The following is a 22,328-nucleotide window of genomic DNA, read 5'->3' as shown; positions in this document are numbered from 1 at the left end:
ATTCCTCTGTGAACGTAGCGACATGGACAACAGCAACGATATGGCCGCGCGCCAGGCCGAGCGCCGACACCTCGATGACATTCACACTCGTATCGACACCAACCTCGCCGAGCTGGACCGCCGGCTCGAGGCATATTCCGATGATATTCAGGCACAAAAGGAATATCTGTGGTCAAGCCGGGACGAGATGGATCATATCGAGAAGATCTCGGCAAGAGAATCCATCCAGCAGGCAGTGATGACAGGCGACAATGCCCTGTCACGTCGCAAGAAGCTCGAGAAACTACAGCAGTCTCCTTACTTTGGACGTTTCGACTTCGTCCAACAGGGCTGCGTGAAACCGGTCTACATCGGCATCCACCATTTCCATGACGACCTCGCCGGCGAAAGCCGAGTGCACGACTGGAGGGCGCCTATCGCCTCGATGTTCTACGAGGTCGAGACCGGTCCGGCATCCTATGAGAGCCCGGAAGGGCACGTCGCCGGTGAAATCACCCTGAAGCGCCAGTTTCGCATCAAGGGGAACGAGATCGAGCTGATGATCGACAGCGACGTGCATGTGGTCGATGACGTCCTTCAGGAGGAATTGAGCCGTGCCAGCGATGAGGGCATGAAGAACATCGTGGCCACCATCCAGCGCGATCAGAACGCCATCATCCGTAACGATGAGGCGCAGGCGTTGATCATCCAGGGAGTGGCGGGTTCCGGCAAGACCTCCATCGCCCTCCATCGCATCGCCTATCTGCTCTACCGCTTCAAGGACAGCCTGAGCTCCGAGGATATCCTGATCATCTCGCCCAATCGGGTCTTTTCCGATTACATCGGCAATGTGCTCCCAGAGCTGGGCGAGGAGACAGTCAATCAGATCGGCATGGAGGATCTGGCCGACGAGCTGCTGGATGGCCAGTATCGTTTCGAGACCTTCTTCGAGCAGACGACGACCCTGCTGGAAAAGGATGACGAGACGATGAAAGCGCGCCTGCGCTACAAGGCATCGCCGGAATTCCTCGACGACCTGGATCGCTATGCCGGCCATGTCGAGGCAAACCGCTTCGCCGCAGAGGATATATGGATCGCTCGACGCCTGGTGCCCGGCTGGTTACTGGAAGAGGTATTCCGCAAGCATCGCCATCTGCCCACCAATGAGCGCCTGAAGCAGGTCAGTTGGGAAATCGAAAAAAAGATTGGCAACCAGTATCACTATGACCTGGAACCCGATGAGCGCAAGGCGCTCAAAGCCTCGATCAAGACGATGTTGCGCCAGGCCACCCTGCGCGAGACGTACAAGGGCTTCTACGACTGGCTGGGCCGCCCCGAACTCTTCAAGTCGGCGTCCAGGGGACGACTCGAATACGCCGATGTCTTTCCCCTGATTTACCTGAAGATGCGCCTGGAAGGCATTCGCTCCAGCTGGCGAAACGTGAAGCACCTGTTGATCGACGAGATGCAGGACTATACCCCGGTGCAGTATGCGGTCATCGGCCGCCTGTTCAGTTGCAAGAAGACCATCCTCGGCGATGCTTTCCAGTCGGTGAATCCTTACAGTGCGTCGAAGGCCGATGAGATTCGGCGGGTCATGCGTCAATCCCGCTGCGTCACCCTCAACAAGAGCTATCGTTCCAGCTTGCAGATCACCCGTTTCGCCCAGCGAATATCGCCCAATCCCGACCTCGAGCCCATCGAACGCCACGACGAAGAACCTCGGGTCATCCCCTGCCGTACCCGCAAGGAAGAAATGGCGACCATTGACGCCATGGCCCGGGACTTCCTCCAGGGGGCGCACAACACGCTGGGGATCATCTGCAAGACCCAGAAGCAGGCCAAAAAGATCTTCGACGCCCTCGATGGTCAATACGAACGGCTGCAGCTGCTCGGCGAACACAGCCAAGCCTTCGGGCGAGGCGTCATCGTCTGCACCGCCCATATGGCCAAGGGGCTCGAGTTCGATCGTGTCATCGTGCCGGACGCCACGGCACGACACTATGCGACCGAGATGGACCGCAATCTGCTCTACGTGGCCTGCACACGCGCCATGCACCGATTGGCCCTGACCCACGTCGGCCCTCCCTCGCCGTTACTGTCGGGTTCCCCGGATGGCGAGCAAACCAGTGCCGGCACGATCTGAAGGGCTCCGCCCGGGACGCCTCCTTGCACGACCGATGAAACCACCGGGCCTTGTCCTTCAGCACGTCTTGTCACGATGTGCCGGTATCCGCCGAGTCGTCGTTCGTCCTCGCTCGCGAGGGACCGGCGCCTCCCCCCCTGACCTGCTGGAAGGCTTCCATGATATCGATGGGCAGCGGCACCACGATGGTGGAGGCATTCTTGTTGCTCATGTCGCTCATGGTCTGCAGGTAGCGCAGCTGCAGGGCGGCCGGGTTCTCCGACATGATGTTGGCGGCTTCGACCAGCTTCTTCGAGGCCTGAAGCTCGCCCTCGGCATGAATCACCTTGGCGCGCCGCTCGCGTTCGGCCTCGGCCTGGCGGGCGATGGCGCGGATCATGCTTTCGTCCAGGTCGACATGCTTGATCTCCACGTTGGCGACCTTGATGCCCCAGCCCTCGGCCGAGGCGTCGATGATCTCCTGAATGTCGTCGTTCAGCTTGTCGCGCTCGGAGAGCATCTCGTCGAGATCGTGCTTGCCCAGCACCGAACGCAGGGTCGTCTGGGCCAGTTGGCTGGTGGCGTTGACGAAGTGCTCCACCTGGATGATCGCCTTTTCCGGGTCCACGACCCGGAAATAGAGCACCGCGTTGACCTTGACGGTGACGTTGTCCTGGGAGATCACGTCCTGCTCGGGCACATCCATGGTGATCACCCGCAGATCGACCACCTGCATCTTCTGGATGGCGGGAATGACGATGACCAGTCCGGGGCCCTTGACGGACTGGAAGCGTCCCAGGAAGAACACCACGCCGCGCTTGTACTCCGGCAGGATGCGAATCGAGGCCGCCAGCAACAGCAGCACCAGGACGGCCGGCACGAGATAGGTAAGCATCATGATGCATTCTCCTCATCGTTGACGCCCGTGGCCGCGGCGTCTGTCGGTTCGACCACGACCGTGAGGCCATCCATGTCGATCACCCGCACGACCTGGCCTGGCTCGAGGAACACCTCGCAGCGGGCATTCCATCGCTCACCGTGCAAGCGGACGTGGCCCTCGCCCCGGAAGCCCTCGAGCACTCGGGCCTCGCTGCCCAGCAACTCTTCCTGGCCGGTGCGCGCGGGACGCCGACGCAAGCCCATGAAGCGAGTGACCACCCACAGCATCAGACCGGCCGCCACCAGGGCCACGCCGCCGATCAGGGGCAGCGAGATGTTCAACGTATCCGCATCCATCAACATCACCGATCCGATCACGAAGGCCACGATGCCGCCCATGCCGAGAATCCCGAAGCTGGGCATCAGGGCCTCGCCGACGATCAGCCCCAGCCCGACCAGGATCAATGCCAGGCCGGCATAGTTGATGGGTAGCACCTGAAAGGCGAACAACGCCAGTAACAGCGAGATGATGCCCACGGTACCAGGCACCAGACTGCCGGGATTGGAGAGCTCGAAGATCAGGCCGTAGAAGCCGATGATCATCAGAAAGTAGGCGACATTGGGGTTGGTGATCACCGCCAGCAGCCGGGTTCGCCAGTCCGGATCGAAACGCTGGACGACCAGCCCCTCGGTGGACAGGGTGTGCCGGCCGTCGTCCATGACCACCTCGCGACCGTCGATCCGGGCGAGCAGGTCATCGAGGTCGGAGGCCACCACGTCGATGACATTACGCTCCAGGGCCTCCCTGGCGGTGAGGTTGCTCGCCTCGCGTACCGCGGACTCGGCCCAGTCGGCGTTGCGCCCATGGCGTTCGGCCAGGGAGCGGATATAGGAAACGGCATCTTCCAGCACCTTGCGCTCCATGGCGGTCTCGCCACGGCGCTTGTCCGAGGCGCCCTCCTCCGCGGTGTCCGTCGTGTCGGATTCGCCTTCCGAGTCGGCATCGCCGGCACCTTCGCCATCATTCGGCGTTTCGGGCTCACCGCCGATGCCCGGCACGCCGCCGCCGCCGAGCTGGACCGGGGTGGCCGATCCCATATGAGTTGCCGGCGCCATGGCCGCCACATGACTGGCATAGAGCAGGTAGGTACCGGCACTGGCAGCCCTGGCACCGGCGGGCGCGACATGGAAGGCCACCGGCACGTCGGCGGCGAGCATGACAGTGATCATGTCGCGCATCGAGGCATCCAGGCCTCCCGGCGTATCGAGGCGCACCACCACCAGCTCGGCGTCGTCCGCCTCGGCCATGGTCAGGCCACGCTGGAAGTAGTCGCTGGTGGCGGGACCGATGGCCCCCTCGAGGGTCATCGCCAACGCCATGCCCTTCTCCCTCGGGGCCTCCTGGGCGACCGCCTGCCATCCCAGCAAGGCACCCGCCAGCAACAGACAGGCCAGGCACAGCCAGATGGCGGCGTGACGCGGGTGGTGCCTCGGCTCGACGTACATGCGCCTCACCTCGAAACGGCAGATAGAGTGAGCCGTCCCGCCGGTCCATCGGCTCGTTCAGTGCCGGGGATTCATCGCCAGGACATCGGCGCGAATCACCTTCTGCTCGGCGATCAGTTCATTGACGACCGCGCGGCTCTCCTTGTAATGGGACGTTTCCTTGTGGGCCACCAGGGCCTGTTGATCAGTGTAGATCTCATAGAGGTGTATGAGGTCCGGTTCGTCGCGATCCTCGATCACATCGAAGGCATGGCAGCCGGGCTCCTCGCGCACCGACGCCTCGGCATTGGGCAGCATGGCTTCGAGAAAACGTTCTCGGGTACCGGGCTTGAGCCGCGTCTGGACGATGATGCAGTACATGGGGATCTCCTTGGGGTTGTGGAAAGGAACGATATGTGAAAATATTTTCCACTATACGTTTCAACCTCGACCGCGCACAAGGAGGCCTCATGCAACGCCCCGCTCCGTTCAACGGCATGCGCCATATCGCCCTGCAGGTTCAGGATCTCGAAGCCTGCGAGCGCTTCTACGTCGAGATCCTGGGCCTGGACATCCTGCGGCGCGCCCACGCGGATCTGGTCTACCTGACGCTGGGCAACGACAACGTCTCCCTGGCCCGCGCCAAGCAGGCGACCGGCGGCGACCCGCAACGCCTCGATCACCTCGGCTTCGTCGTCGACGAGCGCGACGATGTCGACGCCTGGCACGACTACCTGGTGGCGCAGGGCGTCGAGGTGGTACGCGGCCCCCACGACCACGCCGACGGTGGGCGCAGCCTCTACTGCAAGGACCCGGACGGCAACACCGTTCAGCCACTGTTTCATCCCAGCGTCTCGGGACAGCGCCTGGCCTGAGGCGCATATCCAGATACCCGATGGCAAGGAGAGATCGGCTCTCTCGTGGCGGCCCATGGCCGCCTCATCCCTGCATGCCTGGCATGCTGGCTCGTTTGGCGTCCCGGTCACGGTGACGCCCTTTTTCTTTGTCCCGTAGCGGTTACCATCAGGGGATGCCCTCGACCTGGATGCCGCCGATGTCACGCCGTTTCGTCCTTGCCCTTACTCTGACCACCGCCTCGATCGCCCCCATCCCGAGCCTGGCCGCCGACGCCGAATCGCCGCTTGACGCCCCCTGGCCCGCCGTCGAACGGCAAGCCGAGGGCCAGACCGTCTACTGGAGCGCCTGGGGCGGCGATCCCGCCATCAATCGTTACATCGACTGGGTGGCTGACCGAATGGGCGAACGGCACGACCTGGACATCGTGCACGTCAAGGTCGACGACATCGCCACGACGATATCCCGGGTCGTCGCCGAACAGGCCGCCGGCAACGATGGCGAGGGCGCCGTCGACCTGATGTGGATCAATGGCGAGAACTTCGCCGCCATGAAAGAACGTGGCCTGCTTTTCGGCCCCTTCGCCCGCCGATTGCCGAACTTTTCGCTGACGGCACCCGACGACAATCCCGAAATGCTCACCGACTTCACCCTGCCGACCGAGGGCTACGAGTCGCCCTGGGGCAAGGCGCAGTTGACCTTCTACTACGACGCCGAACGGCTCGAGACGCCGCCACGCAACATGTCGAAACTGTTGTCCTGGGCCCGCGAACATCCCGGCCGCTTCACCTATCCCCTGGTGCCCGACTTCCTGGGCAGCACCTTCCTCAAGCAGGCGCTGCTTGCGAGGGTCGAGGAACCGGAAGTACTGGCCGACCCCGCCTCGCGCCATGATGTCGAGGCCGTGACCGCGCCGCTCTGGGAGTATCTCGATGCCCTGCACCCCCACCTATGGCGCCAGGGACGACACTTTCCATCCAGTGGCCCCGAGCTCAAGCGCTTGATGGGAGACGGCGAGCTGTCGCTGGCCTTCACCTTCAATCCCGCCGAACCGGCGGCCGCCGTGACTGCCCACCAGTTGCCGCCCAACACCCGCAGTTATGTGCTCGAAGGCGGCACCCTGGGCAATGTCCATTTCGTGGCGATCCCCTTCAACGCTCGCCACAAGGCCGGCGCCATGGTACTGGCCAACTTCCTGCTGTCGCCCGAGGCCCAGGCCCGCAAGCAGGATATCGATGTCTGGGGCGATCCCACCGTGCTCGACATGCGCCGTCTCGATGCCGCCGAACGCGACGCCTTCGAAGGCGACCGCCACCCCGCTAGCCCGCCCCCCGAGGCATTGCAACGCGTCCTGCCCGAGCCCCATCCAAGCTGGGTCGAGGCCCTGGAAGCGGAGTGGCAGGTACGTTATGGCGATGGCTGACGATAGGGAAACACTGCTTAAATGCCTGCGCATGCAAATCGCTGCGTTGCGCAGTGCTCGAAAGCTCGCCTAACCCCTCGTTATGTCTCGCTTTCTGTGCTCCGTGCGCCTTGCGCTTCACTATGCTCGGCGATTTATTCAGTATTTCTATAGAGCACGACACTGATGCCGTACTTCGTGACCGGGATACGCGTTGTTCCCGTCATTACCCTGGCGCTGCTGATCCTGCCGGTGCTCCTGGGCCTGGCCGGCGTGGTCGCCCCGGCTTTCGGCTGGCACCCGGCACTGGGCGGCGAGGCCTGGACACTGGTCCACTGGCAGGCGCTCGGCAACACGACCGGTCTCGATGACATGATCCGCCTGAGCCTGTTCACCGGACTGGCCAGCGCCCTGGCGACATTTGGCATCGTGGCGCTTTGCCTGGCCACCTTTCTCGAGACGCGCGCGTTCGGCACGATACGACGCCTGCTGTCGCCGTTGCTGGCGGTTCCCCACGCGGCCGCCGCCATCGGGCTGGCCTTCCTCCTGACGCCCTCTGGCCTGGCCAGTCGCCTGGTCTCGCCCTGGCTCAGCGGCTGGTCCCATCCCCCCGACTATCTGTTCCCCGGTGACGAGGCCGGCCTGGCCCTGACCCTCGGCCTGACCCTCAAGGAGATTCCCTTCCTGCTGCTGATGAGCCTGGCCGCCCTGCCCCAGTGCCGGGCCGGGGAACGCCTGATGATGGCCCGTTCGCTGGGCTACGGGCGGATCAACGGCTTTCTCAAGGGCGTGATGCCGGCTCTCTACCCGCTGATCCGGCTACCCCTCTACGCGATCATCGTCTTCGCCACCGCCAACATCGAAGTGGCCATGATCCTCGGTCCCTCGACGCCGCCGCCCCTGGCCGTGGCCGTAGTGCGCTGGCTGGGAGATCCCGATCTAACGATGCGTTTCCAGGCCGCCGCGGGGGCACTGCTGCAGATCGGCGTCACCGCCGGGGCCCTGCTGATCTGGTGGCTGGGCGAGCGGCTGGTCTCGCGACTGGGGGCCGGCTGGCTGCGCGATGGACACCGACGACGCGGCGAACGCCTGGGACGCGGCCTCGGCACCCTGATGACCTGGCTGGCCATCGGCGTGCTGGTCGCCGCCCTGGCCGGCCTCATCCTCTGGTCGCTGGCCGGTTACTGGCCCTTCCCTGACGCCTGGCCCGCCCCGCTGACCCTGCATGCCTGGCAACAGGCCACCATGGGCATCGGCGGCCCCCTCTCGAATACCGTGACCATCGGGCTGGCCGCCACCGGCATCGCCCTGGTGCTGACCCTCGGCTGCCTCGAAGCCGAGACGCATCGTCGTCGCCCATTGAGCGCCGGCGCCCAGTTGATTCTCTACCTGCCACTACTGGTCCCCCAGGTGGCCTTCCTGCAGGGACTCGTGCAGTGGCAAGCCCAGGTGGGGCTGAACGCCGGCTGGCCGGCGGTGACCCTGGGCCACGCCCTGTTCGTGCTGCCCTACACCTTCCTGTCCCTGGCGGAAAGCTATCGCCGGCAGGATCCCCGCTGGCGCCAGGTCGCCGCCACCCTGGGCGCCTCGCCCGCCAGCGTCTTCCTGCGCATCCGCCTGCCCATGCTCGCCGCGCCGATCCTCGTCGCCGGTGCCGTGGGCTTCGCCGTCAGCATCGGCCAGTATCTGCCGACCCTGTTGCTCGGCGCCGGTCGCTTGACCACCCTGACCACCGAGGCGGTGAACCTGGCCAGTGGCGGTGACCGCCGGCTCACGGCTGTCTATGCCCTGTACCAGCTCGCCCTGCCGGCCCTCGGCTTCGCCCTGGCCACGACCCTTCCCCGTCTGTGGTGGCGCCACCGCCGCCAGATGCTGTCCGGAGACGCCGCATGAGCACCGCCTCTCTACGACTGGATGAGATCGCCATCACCCATGGCGGGCACCCCCTGATCGACGTCTCGGCCAGTGTCGCCCCCGGCGAGATCCTGACCCTGATGGGGCCGTCCGGCGTCGGCAAATCAACCCTGCTGGCGCATATTGCCGGCTTCCTGCCGGTCGGCTTCCGGGCCTCGGGGCGCGTACTACTCGGCGAGACCGATCTCGGTCTCCTGCCGCCGGAGCGACGACGCCTCGGCCTGCTGTTCCAGGATCCCCTTCTGTTTCCGCATCTCGATGTAGGCGGCAACCTGGCCTTCGGCATGCCACCGGGCGGCTCGCGTCGACAACGGCGAGACGAGGTGAACATGGCGCTCGACGACATCGGCCTGGCGGGGTTCGCCGAACGCGACCCGGGGACCCTCTCTGGCGGTCAACGCGCCCGGGTCGCCCTGATGCGGGTACTGCTCGCCCAGCCCCACGCCATGCTGCTGGACGAGCCCTTCTCCAAGCTCGACACCGCCCTGCGCGACGAGATGCGACGCCTGGTGTTCGAACGAATCCGCCGGGATGGCCTGCCGACCCTGATGGTGACCCATGATCGCGCCGACGCCGAGACCGCCGGCGGACCGATCATCGAGCTCTGAGGCGTCGCCGCCGACGAGTTTCCATGGCCTGTGTAAGGTTTCGCCGTCTGCCGCGACAAAACGTTGCCCATCGACATATCGACACGGTGCTCGATGGCGTCCCACAACGCAGAAGCCCACGGAGGCAGACCATGAAACATTCCATGCTGATGGCCGCCGTCATCACCACCGCCATCGCCCAGGCCGGGGCCATGACGGCCGCCTACGCCGACGATGAATCCAAACAAGCCATGGAGAAATGCTACGGCGTTGCACTGGCCGGCCAGAACGATTGCAAGGCAGGCCCCGGAACCACCTGCGCCGGAACCTCTACCGTCGACTATCAAGGCAACGCCTGGAAGCTGGTACCGGAAGGCACCTGCACCAGCATCGAAACGCCCCACGGGAACGGTAGCCTGACCGAAATCGACCGTCCCTGACATGGTTCGACACTGTTCATGGCCCGCGCTTGCGGGCCATGGCGCCACCGAGGAGGCCTGCATGTCGACGGATTTCACCATGCTGCCAGCCGGTGCCCAGGGCATCGGACTCAAGCACCAGCATTTTCCGGAGCTCCTGTCCCGTCACACCGACGTCGATTTTCTGGAACTGCACGCCGAAAACCACATGAGTGCCGGCGGCCCGTTCCGCGACGACCTCGCCGCCATTGCCGAGCGCTATGCTCTCTCGGTGCATGGCGTCGGCCTATCCTTGGGAGGCGCCGAGCCGCTGGATACCGCTCACCTTCAGCGACTCGTCCGCCTGGTCGAAGCGCTGCGACCGTCTCTGGTCTCGGAGCATCTCGCCTGGAGCCGACTCGAGGGAGATGTCTACAACGATTTGCTACCGTTGCCGTTGACCCAGGAGAGTCTGGCCGTGGTGATGCGGCATGTCGACGAGACACAACAAGCGCTGGGGCGCCAACTGCTGGTCGAAAACCCCAGCCTCTACGTTCGCCTCGACAACACCCTGGAAGAGGCGGACTTTCTTGCCGAACTCGTCGACCGAACCGGCTGCGGACTGTTGCTGGACATCAACAACGCCTACATCAGCGCCCAGAACCTCGGGCGCGACCTCGATGCCTACCTGGACGCCTTGCCGCTATCCGCCGTGGGGGAATTCCACCTCGCCGGCCACCATCTCGACACCGAGGCCGTTCCACCGCTGAGCATCGACGATCACGGGAGTCCGGTCTGTGAGGCCGTATGGCAACGCTATGCCCAGCTATCGCGCTGGTTGCCGAACGTCCCGACCCTGATCGAGTGGGATACCCGCCTCCCCTCCCTGTCACGCTGGCTCGAGGAAGTCGACAGGGCACGCCTCCACCACCCCGCACACCGTCCACAGGCCATCGCTCAGGAGGGTGTGTCATGACCTCCCTGGCCGAATGGCAGCATCGCTTCGCCGAGGCCCTGCACGCGCCAGGTGCTGAATTTCCCGGCCCCGGCTCCCGACAGGGGCTCGATGTCTATCGCAACAACGTCAGGCAGAGCCTGATCGAGGCGTTGTCCAGTACCTTCCCGCATACCCGAACGCTACTTGGCGAACGCTTCTTCACCGCCGTGGCAAGCACCTACGCACGCCACCATCTTCCCGATGAGCCTCGCCTGGTCCACTACGGACACCGCTTTGCCGAAATGCTCGAGGACCTGCCGACGATGACCGACTACGCCTATGTCATCGACATCTGCCGTCTCGAACGCGCCCGGCTCGATGTCAGCCATGCCGCCGACACCATACCGCTGGATGCCGAGACACTGGCCAGCTCGCAAGATCCCGGCGCCCTGGCATGCTCACCAAGCCCCGCTTCATGCCACCTGATCGGTCATCACGACGTGCTCGACCTGTGGCAAGCCCTGGAGCGGGGGGAAACAGGCATCGCCGTCGGGGCGGCGGGCAGGTGGCACTGGCTGCTCGTCCGGCATGGCCGAAACGTCGACATCCAGTCGGTCACCCCGGCCTGCGAAACGCTCTATCACGCCCTCGACGCCCGGCCGATACTCGGCGACGCCCTGACGGCCTGCAGCCGGCGCCACGGTCAGGAAGACGCCGGCCAGGCGCTCGGCACGCTGCTCGGTCTCGGCGCCTTGACGCCGTGCCGCCACGAGGAGACCCCATCATGACATCGCCGCTGCTCAAGCCTCTGGAACGCTATTATCGCCACCTGGCTCCCTGGCTGGATCGCCTGCCCCTGGATGCGGTGCTGCTGTTGATGCGCGTCGTCCTCGGCAGCGTCTTCTTCCTCTCGGCCCTGACCAAGGTGGATGCCGGCGGCATCATGCAGAGCACCTTCTTTCTGTTCGAGAACGAATACGACCTGCCAGTGATTCCCCCGGCCCTGGCGGCGTATCTGGCAACCCTTGCCGAGATCAGCCTGTCGCTGGCGTTGTGGGCCGGTCTCGGCACCCGACTCGCCGCCACGGGACTGCTGTGCATGACCCTGGTGATCCAGACCTTCGTCTACCCCGGTGCCTGGGTCACCCACGGCCTCTGGGCCGGTTGCCTGCTGAACCTGATACTACGCGGCCCGGGTATTCTGTCGCTGGACTGGCTGCTGAACGCCTGGCTGACCGACTCGTCGCGCCAGCGTTGAAGGCAGGGATCGTATACGCTTGTCGATGCATGGGAGTATCACGAGACCGAATGACATCCTGCGACGGGGGGGAGGCGTGAACGACAGCACCAAGACCGCTGCCGGAGCAGAAGGCTATGGCAGGCGCCTCGAGGCCGTTCGACCTCGACTGGTGTCCTTCGCCCTCCTGCATCTACGCGACAAGGCCCAGGCCGAAGATGCCGTTCAGGACACCCTGGTAACCGCCATGGAAAAAAGCGACTCGTTCTCCGGACGCGCCGGCTACGAAACCTGGGTGTTCGGCATCCTCAAGCACAAGCTGCTCGATGCCATGCGCGCCCAGCAACACAGCGGCCGGTGGCAACCGCTGGAGAACGAAGCCAGTGACGACGTCGTCGATCGCCTGTTCCGGCAGAACGGGCGGTGGGAGCAACATGCCCGCCCGACTTCCTGGGGAGAGCCCGAGGCCTCATTCGAGAACGAAACCTTCTGGCGAGTCTTCGACGCTTGCATGATCGGCTTGCCGGACAACCTCGCCCGCATCTTCTCGCTGCGCGAGCTGATGGGACTTTCCACCCGTGACATCTGCCACGAAGTCGGCATCAAGGAAAACAACTGCTGGGTGATGCTGCACCGCGCTCGTCTGAGGCTGCGCGCCTGCATCGAAAGTGGCTGGCTGACGGAGACTTCCACATGCTGATGTGCAAAGACGCGACCCGGCTGATGTCGATGAAGCGGGATCGTCCCCTGACAATCCGCGAGCGCGTCTCGCTACGCTTCCATCTGGCGATGTGCAGCGCCTGCCGCGAGTGCGATCGTCAATTCGAACTCTTGCATCACGTGAACCGGCGTTTCGAGCCCCCGGCGGAGAATCGGAGGACCGACGCCCCCCGGCAGTGAATGTTCCCGTCACACCGGAACTGGCCCCCTGCACTTATTAACCTGGCGATCCAATAGATCGTCCTGATCTATTGGATTGTCGCCCGCACCACGCTGGCGCAGATGCGTGGATCTTCTAGTGTGGCGCGGGCTCGCGCCGGCCTGACGGCCGGCGGCGGCACGTCCCTGTGCCGCGATTGACCCGACATGAAAGCTTGCCGGGTTAATAGTCCAGGTAGCCGACCAGCCCCTCGAGATCGGACACCGTGATATCGGGATCGATGCCCCAGGGATCGAAGGGCGCCTCGGGGCTGCGCCGGACCCAAGCGGCATGCAGTCCGGCGTGGCGGGCGCCGATGACATCGAAGGCATTGCTGGAAATCAGCCAGGTATCCCCGGGCTCGACCTCGAGACGCTGGCGCAGGTGGGCATAGACCGCCGGGTCCGGCTTGAAGCGCCTGACTTCCTCGACGCTGACGATATCGGCGAAATACTCGCCAAGGCCGGCGCCTTCGAGCAACCCGGCCACGGCTTCCCGACCACCATTGGAAAAGGCCACGCAGGTGAGATCGGTCTCGGCGAGACGGGCCAGCGCCGAACTGGCATCGGCAAAGGCCGGCAGACCGGCATAGGCCCCCATCAGGTGTTCCTTGTCGGTCTCGGACAGACCGGTACCCAGCAGCCGGTCGGTGAACTCCAGGGCCTCCCGGGTGCAACGCGAGAAATCCACGTAGGCACCCATCAGTCCTCGTCGGAAGCTGTACTCCAGTTGCTTGTCGCGCCAGCGTCGCGAGAAGTCGCCGGCCATGGACGGCTCATCCAGGCGCGCCTGCAGTTCATCGACCACGCCATGGGTATCGATCAGGGTGCCATAGACATCGAAGGCCAGTACGCGTCGGCTCATTGCGGTCTCCTCGACAAAGGGGGTGCGGCAAACATCTCCGACTTCAAGATTGGCCCCTGTGCCCACCGTCGGCAAGCGGGGGCATTCAATGCCATGCCCCACCCACGGCTACGCTTTATCCGAAAACTAACTGCGCTTGCCCATCCAGCGTTAGAAATCGACTCAAAATACTCATTTACACGGCGTAAACTCCGTCTTTTCGTCGATTTTTGCCTTGTCTGACCATCGCTCGCCGACTTTTCAGACAAAGCTTAGGACAGCCGGGACAGTGCATAATCGGCGATGGCGGTATCCTGCACGCCGGTACCGGTGAGATCGCAGACCGTGATGGTGGCGTCCGACAGCCGCAGCATCTCGCGGGCCGAGATGACCTGCCCCAGCTCGTGAACCTTGAAGGGCGTCTCCCGTCCGGCAAACGCCTTGAGCTCGCCGTTGACCTCGCTCTGGGCCCGGGTATCGCAGACGAAGGCATCGGCGCGGGTCAGCAGGGAGATATCCAGCTCGCGCTTGTCGGGACTGTCCGAGCCCATGGCGGTGACATGCACGCCGTCCGGCAGGTCCCGCGCCTGCAACAGCGGCTCCCGGGACGGCGTGGCGGTGACGATGATGTCGGCCCGCTCGCAGGCAGCCGGCACATCGTCATGCACCTTGACCTCCAGACCGCGACCGCGCAGCGTTTCGGCATACGACTCGGCGGCGTCCCGACGACGTGCCCAGACATCGACGACGCGGATATCGCGCACCAGCCGCAACGCCTCCACCTGCCGCTCGGCCTGCTCGCCGACACCGAGCACGGCGACACGATGGCTGTTCTCTCTCGCCAGATGCTTCGCGGCAATGGCACCGGCCAGGGCAGTCCGAATCATGGTCAGATAGCCTTCATCGAAGAGCACCGCCTCCACCAGCCCGGTCCTGGCAGAAAACACCATCATCAGGCCATTGAGACTCGGCAGCCCGAGCCCGGGATTGTCGAAGAAGCCCGGGCTGACCTTGATGGCGAAGCGTTCGGCGCCGCGAATGTGCGCCGTCTTGACGTCGACCTCGCCGTTGGCCTCCTCGATGGCCATGGACAGGATGGGCGGCTGAACCACCTCACCCCGGCCCAGGGCAGCGAAACCGGCTTCCACCGCCGCCAGCGCGTCATGATCGAGGGTCACGACCCGGGCGATGGCATCGCGATTGTGGAGCTGCATGGAAAACCTCCTCAAAAGCTCGAAACCCAAAGCATACGAGCGGCGAGATGCGAGATCCGACCCCCGACAACCGCCTCCAGAGCTGCAACTCCCTGCTCTAAGCTCTAAGCTCGAAGCTCGAAGCTCGAAGCTCGAAGCTCGAAGCTCGAAGCTCGAAGCTCGAAGCTCGACATTCATCGTCCCGCCAGGGAGCGGGCGCGATCAAGCGTTTCCAGCGATACGCCGTTGCCGGAGAGCACCAGTGCTACCGTGTGCCCTCGCACGTCCAGGTCGTGTTCGTTCAGGGCCGCCAGCCCCACGGCGGCGGCACCTTCGACGAGGACTTTCTCGTGCTCGAGGATATCGACCATGGCCGTGGCAATGGCGCGTTCGGAGACACGCCAGTGCGAGTCCATGACCTCACGTACCAGCGCGAAGGTACATCGATTGTCCAGCCCGATACCGCCACCCAGCGAGTCGCCGAGGCTGTCGACTTCCTCGACCGTCACCGGATGGCCGGTCAGCAGGCTGTCATGCATCGCCGCGCCTTGCGACAGGCTCACGCCGGTCACTTCCAGCGACGGGCGGATTGCCTTGAGGGCGGCGCCGATGCCACCCAGCAGGCCGCCACCGGAAAGCCCCACCAGCACGCGATCGAGGTCCGGCGCGTCCTCCATCAGCTCCACGCCGATGGTGCCCTGGCCGGCGGCGATCAAGGGGTCATCGAAAGGAGGAATCGCCACCATGCCGCCTTCGGTCACCAGCCGCTCGACCTCGCCGAAGGCCTCGTCCTGGCTATCGCCGACGCGCCGAGCTTCGGCACCCAGGGCCTCGATAGCCGCAACCTTGTTGTCGGGCACCCGCCTCGATAGACAGACCACCGCCGGCACACCGAGCCGTGAAGCGGCGTGGGCCACCGCTCGACCGTGATTGCCGGTGGATGCGGTGGTCACGCCCGCCGCCAGGGCCTCGCGACCATTGCGTTCCAGCATGGCCGCGATCATGTTGGTGACGCCACGCAGCTTGAAGGCACCGGTAGGCTGCAGAGTCTCCAGCTTGAGCAGAATCTCGGCATCGAAGCGTCGCGACAGAACCTCGGAACGCACCAGTGGCGTGCGCACCGCCTGCCCGGCGATGCGTCGACGCGCCGCATAGATCTCGGCCAGGGTCACGCCATGCGATGGTGTCGACATCTCACCTCCCCTTTCTCGCATCATGCGACGGTAGGATCCATCATTGACGTCCACAACAACGACATTCGCCGCAGGGAGCCCCGCGGCGAATGTCATCACGCTATCGTCGATGTCCCGTACACGATCTAGGCGGCCTGGATGGCGCCTTCCCGGGTCAGTGCATCGGTCACCTTGTTCACTGCCCGCTCGGTGCGCGCGACGATCTCGTCGACTTCCTCGCGCGTGGTGGTCAGCGGCGGCGCGAAGCCGAGAATGTCGCCCTGCGGCATGGCACGCGCGATCAAGTCTTCCTCGAGGGCGGCGGCAGACATGCGCGGCCCGACCTTGAGGGACGGATCGAAGTGACGACGCACCGCCGGGTCAGCGGAGAACTCCAGCGCGGCCATCATCCCCACACCACGCACCTGGCCGACGACCGGATGGTCGGCGAAGGCCGCTTGCATGCGCTCCTGCAGGTAGGCGCCGGTCTCGGCGGCGTTGGCGGTGAGGCCCTCGCGCTCGATGATCGCCAGGTTGGCCAGCCCGGCGGCACAGCCCAGCGCGTGACCGGAATAGGTCCAGCCGTGACCGATCGGGCCATATTCGCCGGTACCCTGCTCCAGCACGTCCCAGACACGGTCGCCGACGATCACCCCGGACAGCGGCTGGTAAGCGCTGGTCAGGCCCTTGGCCACGGTGATCAGGTCCGGCTTGATGCCATAGCGGTGGCTGCCGAAGTCGCTGCCCGTCCGGCCGAAGCCGCATACCACCTCGTCGGCGATCAGCAGCACATCATACTTGGCCAGCACCGCCTGGATTTCATCCCAGTAACCTTCGGGCGGCGGCACGATGCCGCCGGTGCCGAGCACCGGCTCGCCGATGAAGGCCGCCACGGTGTCCGGACCTTCGTCCAGGATCATTTCCTCCAGCTTGGCGGCGCAATGCCTGGAGAATTCGCGCTCGGTCATGCCTTCCTGCTCGGCGGCACGATGATAGTAGTACGGCGCCTCGGTATGGCGAATCGTCTCGATCGGCAGGTCGAAATGATCATGGAATGCCTTCAGGCCGGTCAGCGAGCCGGAGGCGATGCCGGAGCCGTGATAGCCGCGCATCCGCGAGATGACCTTCTTCTTGTGCGGCCGACCGAGCACGTTGTTGTAGTAGCGCACGATCTTGAGCTGGGTCTCGTTGGCATCGCTGCCGGACATGCCGTAGTAGACCTTGGACATACCCGGGCCGGCCAGCTCGAGGATCTTCTCGGAAAGCGCGATCTGCGGCTCGTTGGAGTGGCCCACATAGGTATGGTAGTAAGACATCTCCAGGGCCTGCTGGTAGATCGCCTCGGCGACCTCGCTGCGACCATAGCCGATGTTGACGCAGTACAGACCGGCGAAGCCGTCGATGAATTCGCGGCCATCCTTGTCGACGATCTTGATGCCCTTGCCACCGGTGATCACGCGGCCCGGCGCATCACCCTGGGCGAAGTCGCGCAGGTGCGTGGAGGCGTGGAAGGTCACCTTGCGATCGCGGTCGATCAGATCCTTGTGCGTGGTCATGCGTTTCTCCAGTGAGACTCCCCGGCTCTGCCGGAGAGAAGGTTCATCGAATTCGGTGTGTCCTGGCGATTCCTGTATGCGGCGATTCGGCGGCAGGTCTCTGTGAGGGCGCTGTAAACCCATCCCTGGGCGCTACTTTTGCCATCCCTGGCAAAAGACCCTCACTACGACCTGTCGCCTCAGCCACTAGCGACGCAGTACTCCAGACGAAAGAGCACTGCGAGCGATGGTCAGGCAAGGCAAAAATCGGCGAAAAAGCGGAGTTTACATTGAGTAAATGAGCAGTTTGAGCCGATTTTTAACGCCGCCTGACCGAGCGCAGCATGCTCAGCTCCCAGAAACCGAACCCAGGGCTCCCAGGCAGTAATACTTCGTTTCGAGATATTCATCGATACCGGTCACGCCGCCCTCGCGGCCCAGCCCCGACTGCTTGACGCCGCCGAAGGGTACCGGGGGGCCGGTCATCTTCACCGAGTTGACCGAGACCATGCCGTACTCCAGCGCCCGCAGCAGCTTCCAGATGCGACGGATGTCGTGGGTGTAGACATAGGCCGCCAGGCCGTACTCGGTGTCGTTGGCCATCTCGATGACCTCGTCGTCGTCGCGATAGGACGTGATGCCCGCCACCGGTGCAAAGTTCTCCTCGCGCCACACCTGCATTTCCGGGGTCACGCCGGTGATCAGGGTCGGCATGAAGAAGTTCGGGCCGGGCGCCTCGCGCTGGTCGCCCGCCACCAGGGTGGCGCCACGAGAGACAGCGTCGTCGACGATGGACGAGGCCTTCTCCACCGCCTGGCCGTGGATCAGCGGGCCGAGATCGACCTCGCTTTCCAGGCCGTTGCCCACGGTCAGCGCCGCCATGCGTTCGGCGAACTGTGTCACGAACTCGTCGTGGATCGACTCGTGGACCAGGATGCGGTTGGCCGCCAGGCAGTCCTGGCCGGCGGTCTGGAACTTGGCCGCCACCGCCGCGAAGGCAGCTTCTCGAGGATCCATGTCCGGCCCCACGATGAAGGGGGCATTGCCGCCGAGCTCCAGCGACACGCGCTTGACGGTATGCGCGCACTGTTCGATCAGCAGCCGGCCGACCCGGGTGGAGCCGGTGAAGGATAACGCCTTGATGCGGTCGTCATCGCACAGCAGCTTCGACACCTCGGGGGCATCGCCCAGCACCACGTTGAACACCCCGGCAGGGATACCGGCACGCTCGGCCAGTTCGGCCAGAGCCAACGCCGAATAGGGCGTCTCGTGGGCCGGCTTGACGATCACCGGACAGCCGGCGGCCATGGCGGCGGCGGCCTTGCGGGTGATCATCGCCAACGGGAAGTTCCAGGGCGTGATCAGCGCGGCGATGCCCACCGGTTCCTTGAGGGTACCCAGCGCGGCGTTGGGAATATGGCTGGGAATGGTGTCACCGAAGGTGCGCTTGCCTTCCTCGGCGAACCAGCGCACGAAGCTGGCACCGTACTCGACCTCGCCACGGGCATCGGGCAGAGGCTTGCCCTGCTCCAGGGTCATGATGGTCGCCAGGTCCTCGCGGTTGGCCTGCAGCAGGTCATACCACGCCAGCAGGCGCTCGCAGCGCTCGTCGGCGCGCAGAGCGCGCCACTGCACGAATGCCGCCTCGGCGGCGTCCACCGCGCCCCGGATCTGCTCGGCTTCCAGCACCGGGATATGGCCGAGGGCCTCGCCGGTAGCAGGATCGAAGACGGCTTCCTCTCGGCCGGTATCGCCGTGAGTCCACTTGCCGTCGATGTAGGCGTACTGACGGAACAGTCGCAGATCGCTGAGTTGGTTGGACAGCGTCATAAGCACCTCCCCTGACACGCCGACGTCCATGCGACGCCGACCATGAAGACAACCGCGGCGATGGCCGCGTGATGCCTCCATGGTAAGGGAGATGAGGGCTCAGGACTTTTCGAAGCAAGGCACCGGAAGCATGAGGATTTTTTTTCCCGTGCGGGTAACTTGGTGTTTTTTCTGCCCGCCGCCGTTGCGCCTCATGTCGCGAGATCATCGGCGGAAATACCGGCCGACGGTCGCTTGACGGTCTTGGTGACGATGTAGGTGAAATAGCGCTCGATGCCGACATCCGAGGTCAGCCAGTCGTCGATCAGGCGCTGGTAGGTGTCGATGGTATCCGCCTCGATCCTGACCAGATAATCGAGGCCGCCGCCGACGGCCACGCACTCGGTCACTTCCGGGGTCTCATGCACCAGTGCCTCGAAACGGGCGAAGCTCTCGGCGTTGTGGGCCTTGAGCTCGATCTGTACCCAGACGGGGGTGCGCTTGACCAGCACATCGGTATTGAGGCGAGCGCCATAGCCTTCGATGACGCCGGCCTTCTCCAGGCGCCGAACGCGCTCCCAGCATGGGCTGACCGAGAGATTGATGGCCTCGGCCAGCTTCGACTTGGTGATACGACCGTCCCTGGAAAGGATCTCGAGGATCTTCAGATCATAGCGATCAAGCTTCATGGGGCTACCTGATTGTCCGTATTCAGCCGAGCGACTCGACGACCTCGGCGATCACCGCAATGGTATCACCCATGTTGACACTGGCCGGGAAGCGTCGTGCGGCCAGCACGCCATCGCGCCCAGCTCGATACTCGATGGGTGCCACGCCGCTGCGGGTCATGTCATAGACCCGGGCGATCACCTGCCCCTCGGTCACCGGATCGCCCAGCGCCACGGTCAGCTCGAGCAGGCCGGTGTGCTCGCTCTGCACGTAACAGCTGGCATCGGGCATATCGAGATAGATCTGGGGCTCGGCGGGAGCCTGGAGCTCGCCCTCGACCAGGCCGTAGTGCACCAGGAAATTATCGATGCCACGTTCGGTAATGGCCAGGCTCTCGGGCGTCGAGGTGCCGCCGCCACCCAGCTCGGTGGCCACGAAGATCTTGCCCTGACGCTCCACGGCGGTATCGAACAGTGCCTCGGCGTCGAGCTCGAACATCATGATGGCATAGGGGGCGCCGAAGGCCTTGGCCCCTTCCAGCGCGCGGCGCTGCTGGTCGGCATCATCGAGCACATGGGAGGCGGCGAACGGGATGATATCCAGCGTCCGGCCGCCGGAGTGCAGGTCGAGCACGACATCGCTCATCGGTACCAGCACCCGGGTAAAATAGTCGGCGATCTTCTCGGTGACGGAGCCGTCCGGGTCCCCCGGGAAGCTGCGGTTGAGGTTGCCGCCATCCATCGACGACGTACGGCGGCCGACCGTGCAGGCCGGCGTGTTCATCATCGGCACGATGATCACCCGGCCCTGGACGTCCTCCGCGCGCAGTCGGCTGGAGAGCTTCTGCAGGGCGGTGATGCCCTCGTACTCGTCGCCGTGATTGCCGCCGGTCAACAGCGCCGTGGGCCCCTCGCCACGCTTGACCACGGTGACGGGGATCATCACCGCGCCCCAGGCCGACTCGTCGTTGGAGATCGGCAGCTTGAGAAAACCATGCTGGACACCCTCGGCATCGAAGTCGACGGTGGCGGAAATCGGGCTGGGCCGCTGCTGGCCGGGTTGCTTGCTCATGGGGACTCCTTACTTGACGAACAGCTGGCGCGGGAAATCGGCCAGCGTCTCGCAACCGTTCTCGGTGATCAGAATGCTCTCGGTAATTTCGAGGCCCCAGTCCTCCACCCACAGACCGGGCATGAAATGGAACGTCATCCCCGGTTCGAGGATTGTCTCGTCGGAGGGGCGCAGGCTCATGGTGCGCTCGCCCCAGTCCGGCGGATAACTGATGCCGATGGGGTAACCGCAACGTGCACCGCCCCGGTCGAAGCCATACTTGTCCATGGCCGCACCCAGCGCCATGGCGATATCGGCCGTGCGGTTGCCGGGCTTGGCCACCTCCAGGCCATTCTCGATGCCCTCGAGCAACGCCGACTCGGCACGCACGAACTCGGGCGGCGGACGCCCCAGATAGACGGTGCGCGACATCGGCGCGTGATAGCGCTTGTAGACCCCGGCGATCTCGAAGAAGGTCCCTTCGCCCTCGCGAAAGGGCGAATCGTCCCAGGTCAGATGGGGGGCCGCCGCATCCTTGCCCGTGGGCAACATCGGCACGATGGCCGGATAGTCGCCACCGAATACCTTGCCGTCGGGCGATGTCCAGCCCTCGATACCGACCCGGTAGATCTCCGATACCAGCTTGCTCTTGGGTAGCCCCGGCTCGATGACTTCGAGGATCCGCGAGTGCATGCCGGCGACGATCTTGCCGGCGATGCGCATGTACTCGATCTCCTGGGGCGACTTGATCGCGCGACACCAGTTGACGAGCGCGTTGGCGTCCATGAAACGCGCATGGGGCAACTCTCTCAGCAAGCATTGATACGCCTTGGCCGAGAAATAGTAGTTGTCCATTTCCATGCCCACGACGCCCTTGTGCCAGCCACGGTCGGGCAGGATCGTCTGGGCCAGATAGTCCATGGGATGCATGTCCGGATTCTGGACGTAGTGATCCGGGTAGTAGGTGATGTTGTCCGGATCGATCCAGCAGGTGCGCAGTGCCCCGTTGGCATCCATGCGCCGTCCGTACCAGACCGGTTCGCCCTCGAGGCCGATCAGCACGCACTGATGCACGTAGAATGACCAGCCGTCATAACCGGTCAACCACGCCATGTTGGACGGGTCGCTGATGATCAGCACGTCGATACCCCGGCTCGCCATTTCGGTACGCACCTTCCATAGCCGGCCAGCGTATTCCTCGCGAGTGAAGGGTAATGAAACCTGAATCATGAAATCGCTCGCCAAACGATCATGTCACCAATATCCGGCTGCCTCTTGCCCGAGGCACCGGGGCATAGGGAAACACTGCACAAATGCCTGCGCGTGCAAATCGCTGCGTT

At 64.3% G+C, this 22,328-nt stretch carries 22 protein-coding genes; 11 read left to right on the top strand and 11 right to left on the bottom strand.

Annotated features, from left to right (window positions below):
* The first annotated feature begins 22 nt into the window (after window positions 1–22).
* Window positions 23–2,125 (top strand): HelD family protein, encoded by a 2,103-nt coding sequence (locus tag LU493_RS03245; RefSeq protein ID WP_275286353.1) that lies wholly within the window; start codon window positions 23–25, stop codon window positions 2,123–2,125.
* Window positions 2,126–2,195: 70 nt separating this feature from the next.
* On the opposite strand, the gene LU493_RS03240 is transcribed toward LU493_RS03245, so the two are convergent.
* Genes LU493_RS03240 through LU493_RS03230 form a run of 3 tightly spaced genes read right to left on the bottom strand, consistent with a single transcriptional unit; the run spans window position 2,196 to window position 4,849 of the window.
* Complete coding sequence (locus LU493_RS03240; RefSeq protein ID WP_275286352.1) at window positions 2,196–3,002, bottom strand: slipin family protein; 807 nt, start codon at window positions 3,000–3,002, stop codon at window positions 2,196–2,198.
* Window positions 2,999–4,489, bottom strand: coding sequence for an NfeD family protein (locus LU493_RS03235; protein ID WP_275286351.1), 1,491 nt, complete (start codon window positions 4,487–4,489; stop codon window positions 2,999–3,001). The genes LU493_RS03240 and LU493_RS03235 overlap by 4 nt, the downstream gene beginning before the upstream one ends.
* A 57-nt stretch (window positions 4,490–4,546) precedes the next feature.
* Window positions 4,547–4,849, bottom strand: a complete 303-nt coding sequence (locus tag LU493_RS03230; RefSeq protein ID WP_275286350.1) for a putative quinol monooxygenase — start codon at window positions 4,847–4,849, stop codon at window positions 4,547–4,549.
* 89 nt (window positions 4,850–4,938) lie between these two features.
* Between LU493_RS03230 and LU493_RS03225 the strand changes: the two genes are divergently transcribed.
* The 10 genes from LU493_RS03225 (at window position 4,939) to LU493_RS03180 (ending at window position 12,698) form a co-directional block, all read left to right on the top strand.
* Window positions 4,939–5,343, top strand: a complete 405-nt coding sequence (locus LU493_RS03225; protein ID WP_275286349.1) for a VOC family protein — start codon at window positions 4,939–4,941, stop codon at window positions 5,341–5,343.
* Between the two features lie 179 nt (window positions 5,344–5,522).
* Window positions 5,523–6,746 carry an ABC transporter substrate-binding protein gene (locus LU493_RS03220; protein WP_275286348.1) on the top strand — a complete coding sequence of 408 codons (1,224 nt, stop codon included), beginning with the start codon at window positions 5,523–5,525 and terminating at the stop codon, window positions 6,744–6,746.
* Between the two features lie 165 nt (window positions 6,747–6,911).
* Entirely contained in the window at window positions 6,912–8,618 is a 1,707-nt protein-coding gene (locus LU493_RS03215; protein WP_275286347.1) for an ABC transporter permease, read from the top strand.
* Complete coding sequence (locus LU493_RS03210) at window positions 8,615–9,247, top strand: ATP-binding cassette domain-containing protein (RefSeq protein WP_275286346.1); 633 nt, start codon at window positions 8,615–8,617, stop codon at window positions 9,245–9,247. Before LU493_RS03215 ends, LU493_RS03210 begins: the two co-directional genes overlap by 4 nt.
* 131 nt (window positions 9,248–9,378) lie before the next feature.
* Window positions 9,379–9,666 carry a BufA1 family periplasmic bufferin-type metallophore gene (locus LU493_RS03205; RefSeq protein WP_275286345.1) on the top strand — a complete coding sequence of 96 codons (288 nt, stop codon included), beginning with the start codon at window positions 9,379–9,381 and terminating at the stop codon, window positions 9,664–9,666.
* Window positions 9,667–9,727: 61 nt separating this feature from the next.
* On the top strand, window positions 9,728–10,600 hold the full coding sequence (gene bufB / locus LU493_RS03200; RefSeq protein ID WP_275286344.1) for an MNIO family bufferin maturase: 873 nt from the start codon (window positions 9,728–9,730) through the stop codon (window positions 10,598–10,600).
* A complete protein-coding gene (locus LU493_RS03195) occupies window positions 10,597–11,349 on the top strand; it encodes a DNA-binding domain-containing protein (protein ID WP_275286343.1) in 753 nt (250 codons plus the stop codon). Before bufB ends, LU493_RS03195 begins: the two co-directional genes overlap by 4 nt.
* Window positions 11,346–11,819 (top strand): DoxX family protein, encoded by a 474-nt coding sequence (locus LU493_RS03190; RefSeq protein ID WP_275286342.1) that lies wholly within the window; start codon window positions 11,346–11,348, stop codon window positions 11,817–11,819. The genes LU493_RS03195 and LU493_RS03190 overlap by 4 nt, the downstream gene beginning before the upstream one ends.
* Window positions 11,820–11,895: 76 nt before the next feature.
* Entirely contained in the window at window positions 11,896–12,498 is a 603-nt protein-coding gene (locus LU493_RS03185) for a sigma-70 family RNA polymerase sigma factor (RefSeq protein ID WP_275286341.1), read from the top strand.
* The gene (locus LU493_RS03180; RefSeq protein WP_275286340.1) at window positions 12,492–12,698 is read left to right on the top strand and encodes a zf-HC2 domain-containing protein; all 207 of its coding nucleotides are present in this window, start codon (window positions 12,492–12,494) and stop codon (window positions 12,696–12,698) included. The genes LU493_RS03185 and LU493_RS03180 overlap by 7 nt, the downstream gene beginning before the upstream one ends.
* A 202-nt stretch (window positions 12,699–12,900) precedes the next feature.
* Here the strand turns inward: LU493_RS03180 and LU493_RS03175 are convergent, their stop codons facing one another.
* The 8 genes from LU493_RS03175 to doeA form a co-directional block, all read right to left on the bottom strand.
* A complete protein-coding gene (locus LU493_RS03175; RefSeq protein WP_275286339.1) occupies window positions 12,901–13,581 on the bottom strand; it encodes a haloacid dehalogenase type II in 681 nt (226 codons plus the stop codon).
* 251 nt (window positions 13,582–13,832) lie between these two features.
* Window positions 13,833–14,774: a cyclodeaminase gene (locus LU493_RS03170; RefSeq protein ID WP_275286338.1), complete on the bottom strand. Its 942-nt coding sequence runs from the start codon at window positions 14,772–14,774 to the stop codon at window positions 13,833–13,835.
* A gap of 173 nt (window positions 14,775–14,947) precedes the next feature.
* Window positions 14,948–15,946, bottom strand: coding sequence for a hydroxyectoine utilization dehydratase EutB (gene eutB, locus LU493_RS03165; protein WP_275286337.1), 999 nt, complete (start codon window positions 15,944–15,946; stop codon window positions 14,948–14,950).
* A gap of 125 nt (window positions 15,947–16,071) precedes the next feature.
* Complete coding sequence (locus LU493_RS03160) at window positions 16,072–17,481, bottom strand: aminotransferase (protein WP_275286336.1); 1,410 nt, start codon at window positions 17,479–17,481, stop codon at window positions 16,072–16,074.
* 327 nt (window positions 17,482–17,808) lie between these two features.
* Window positions 17,809–19,290: an NAD-dependent succinate-semialdehyde dehydrogenase gene (locus LU493_RS03155; RefSeq protein WP_275286335.1), complete on the bottom strand. Its 1,482-nt coding sequence runs from the start codon at window positions 19,288–19,290 to the stop codon at window positions 17,809–17,811.
* Between the two features lie 191 nt (window positions 19,291–19,481).
* Window positions 19,482–19,958, bottom strand: a complete 477-nt coding sequence (locus LU493_RS03150; RefSeq protein WP_275286334.1) for an Lrp/AsnC family transcriptional regulator — start codon at window positions 19,956–19,958, stop codon at window positions 19,482–19,484.
* Window positions 19,959–19,980: 22 nt separating this feature from the next.
* Window positions 19,981–21,009 (bottom strand): N(2)-acetyl-L-2,4-diaminobutanoate deacetylase DoeB, encoded by a 1,029-nt coding sequence (gene doeB, locus LU493_RS03145; RefSeq protein WP_275286333.1) that lies wholly within the window; start codon window positions 21,007–21,009, stop codon window positions 19,981–19,983.
* A 9-nt stretch (window positions 21,010–21,018) separates the two neighbouring features.
* A complete protein-coding gene (gene doeA / locus LU493_RS03140; RefSeq protein ID WP_275286332.1) occupies window positions 21,019–22,218 on the bottom strand; it encodes an ectoine hydrolase DoeA in 1,200 nt (399 codons plus the stop codon).
* Window positions 22,219–22,328 lie beyond the last annotated feature (110 nt).

The organism is Halomonas elongata (assembly GCF_029081005.1).
Taxonomy (GTDB): Bacteria; Pseudomonadota; Gammaproteobacteria; order Pseudomonadales; family Halomonadaceae; genus Halomonas; species Halomonas elongata_B.
Note: the sequence above shows the minus strand (reverse complement) of the source record. Positions and strands in the feature narration are given on the sequence as shown.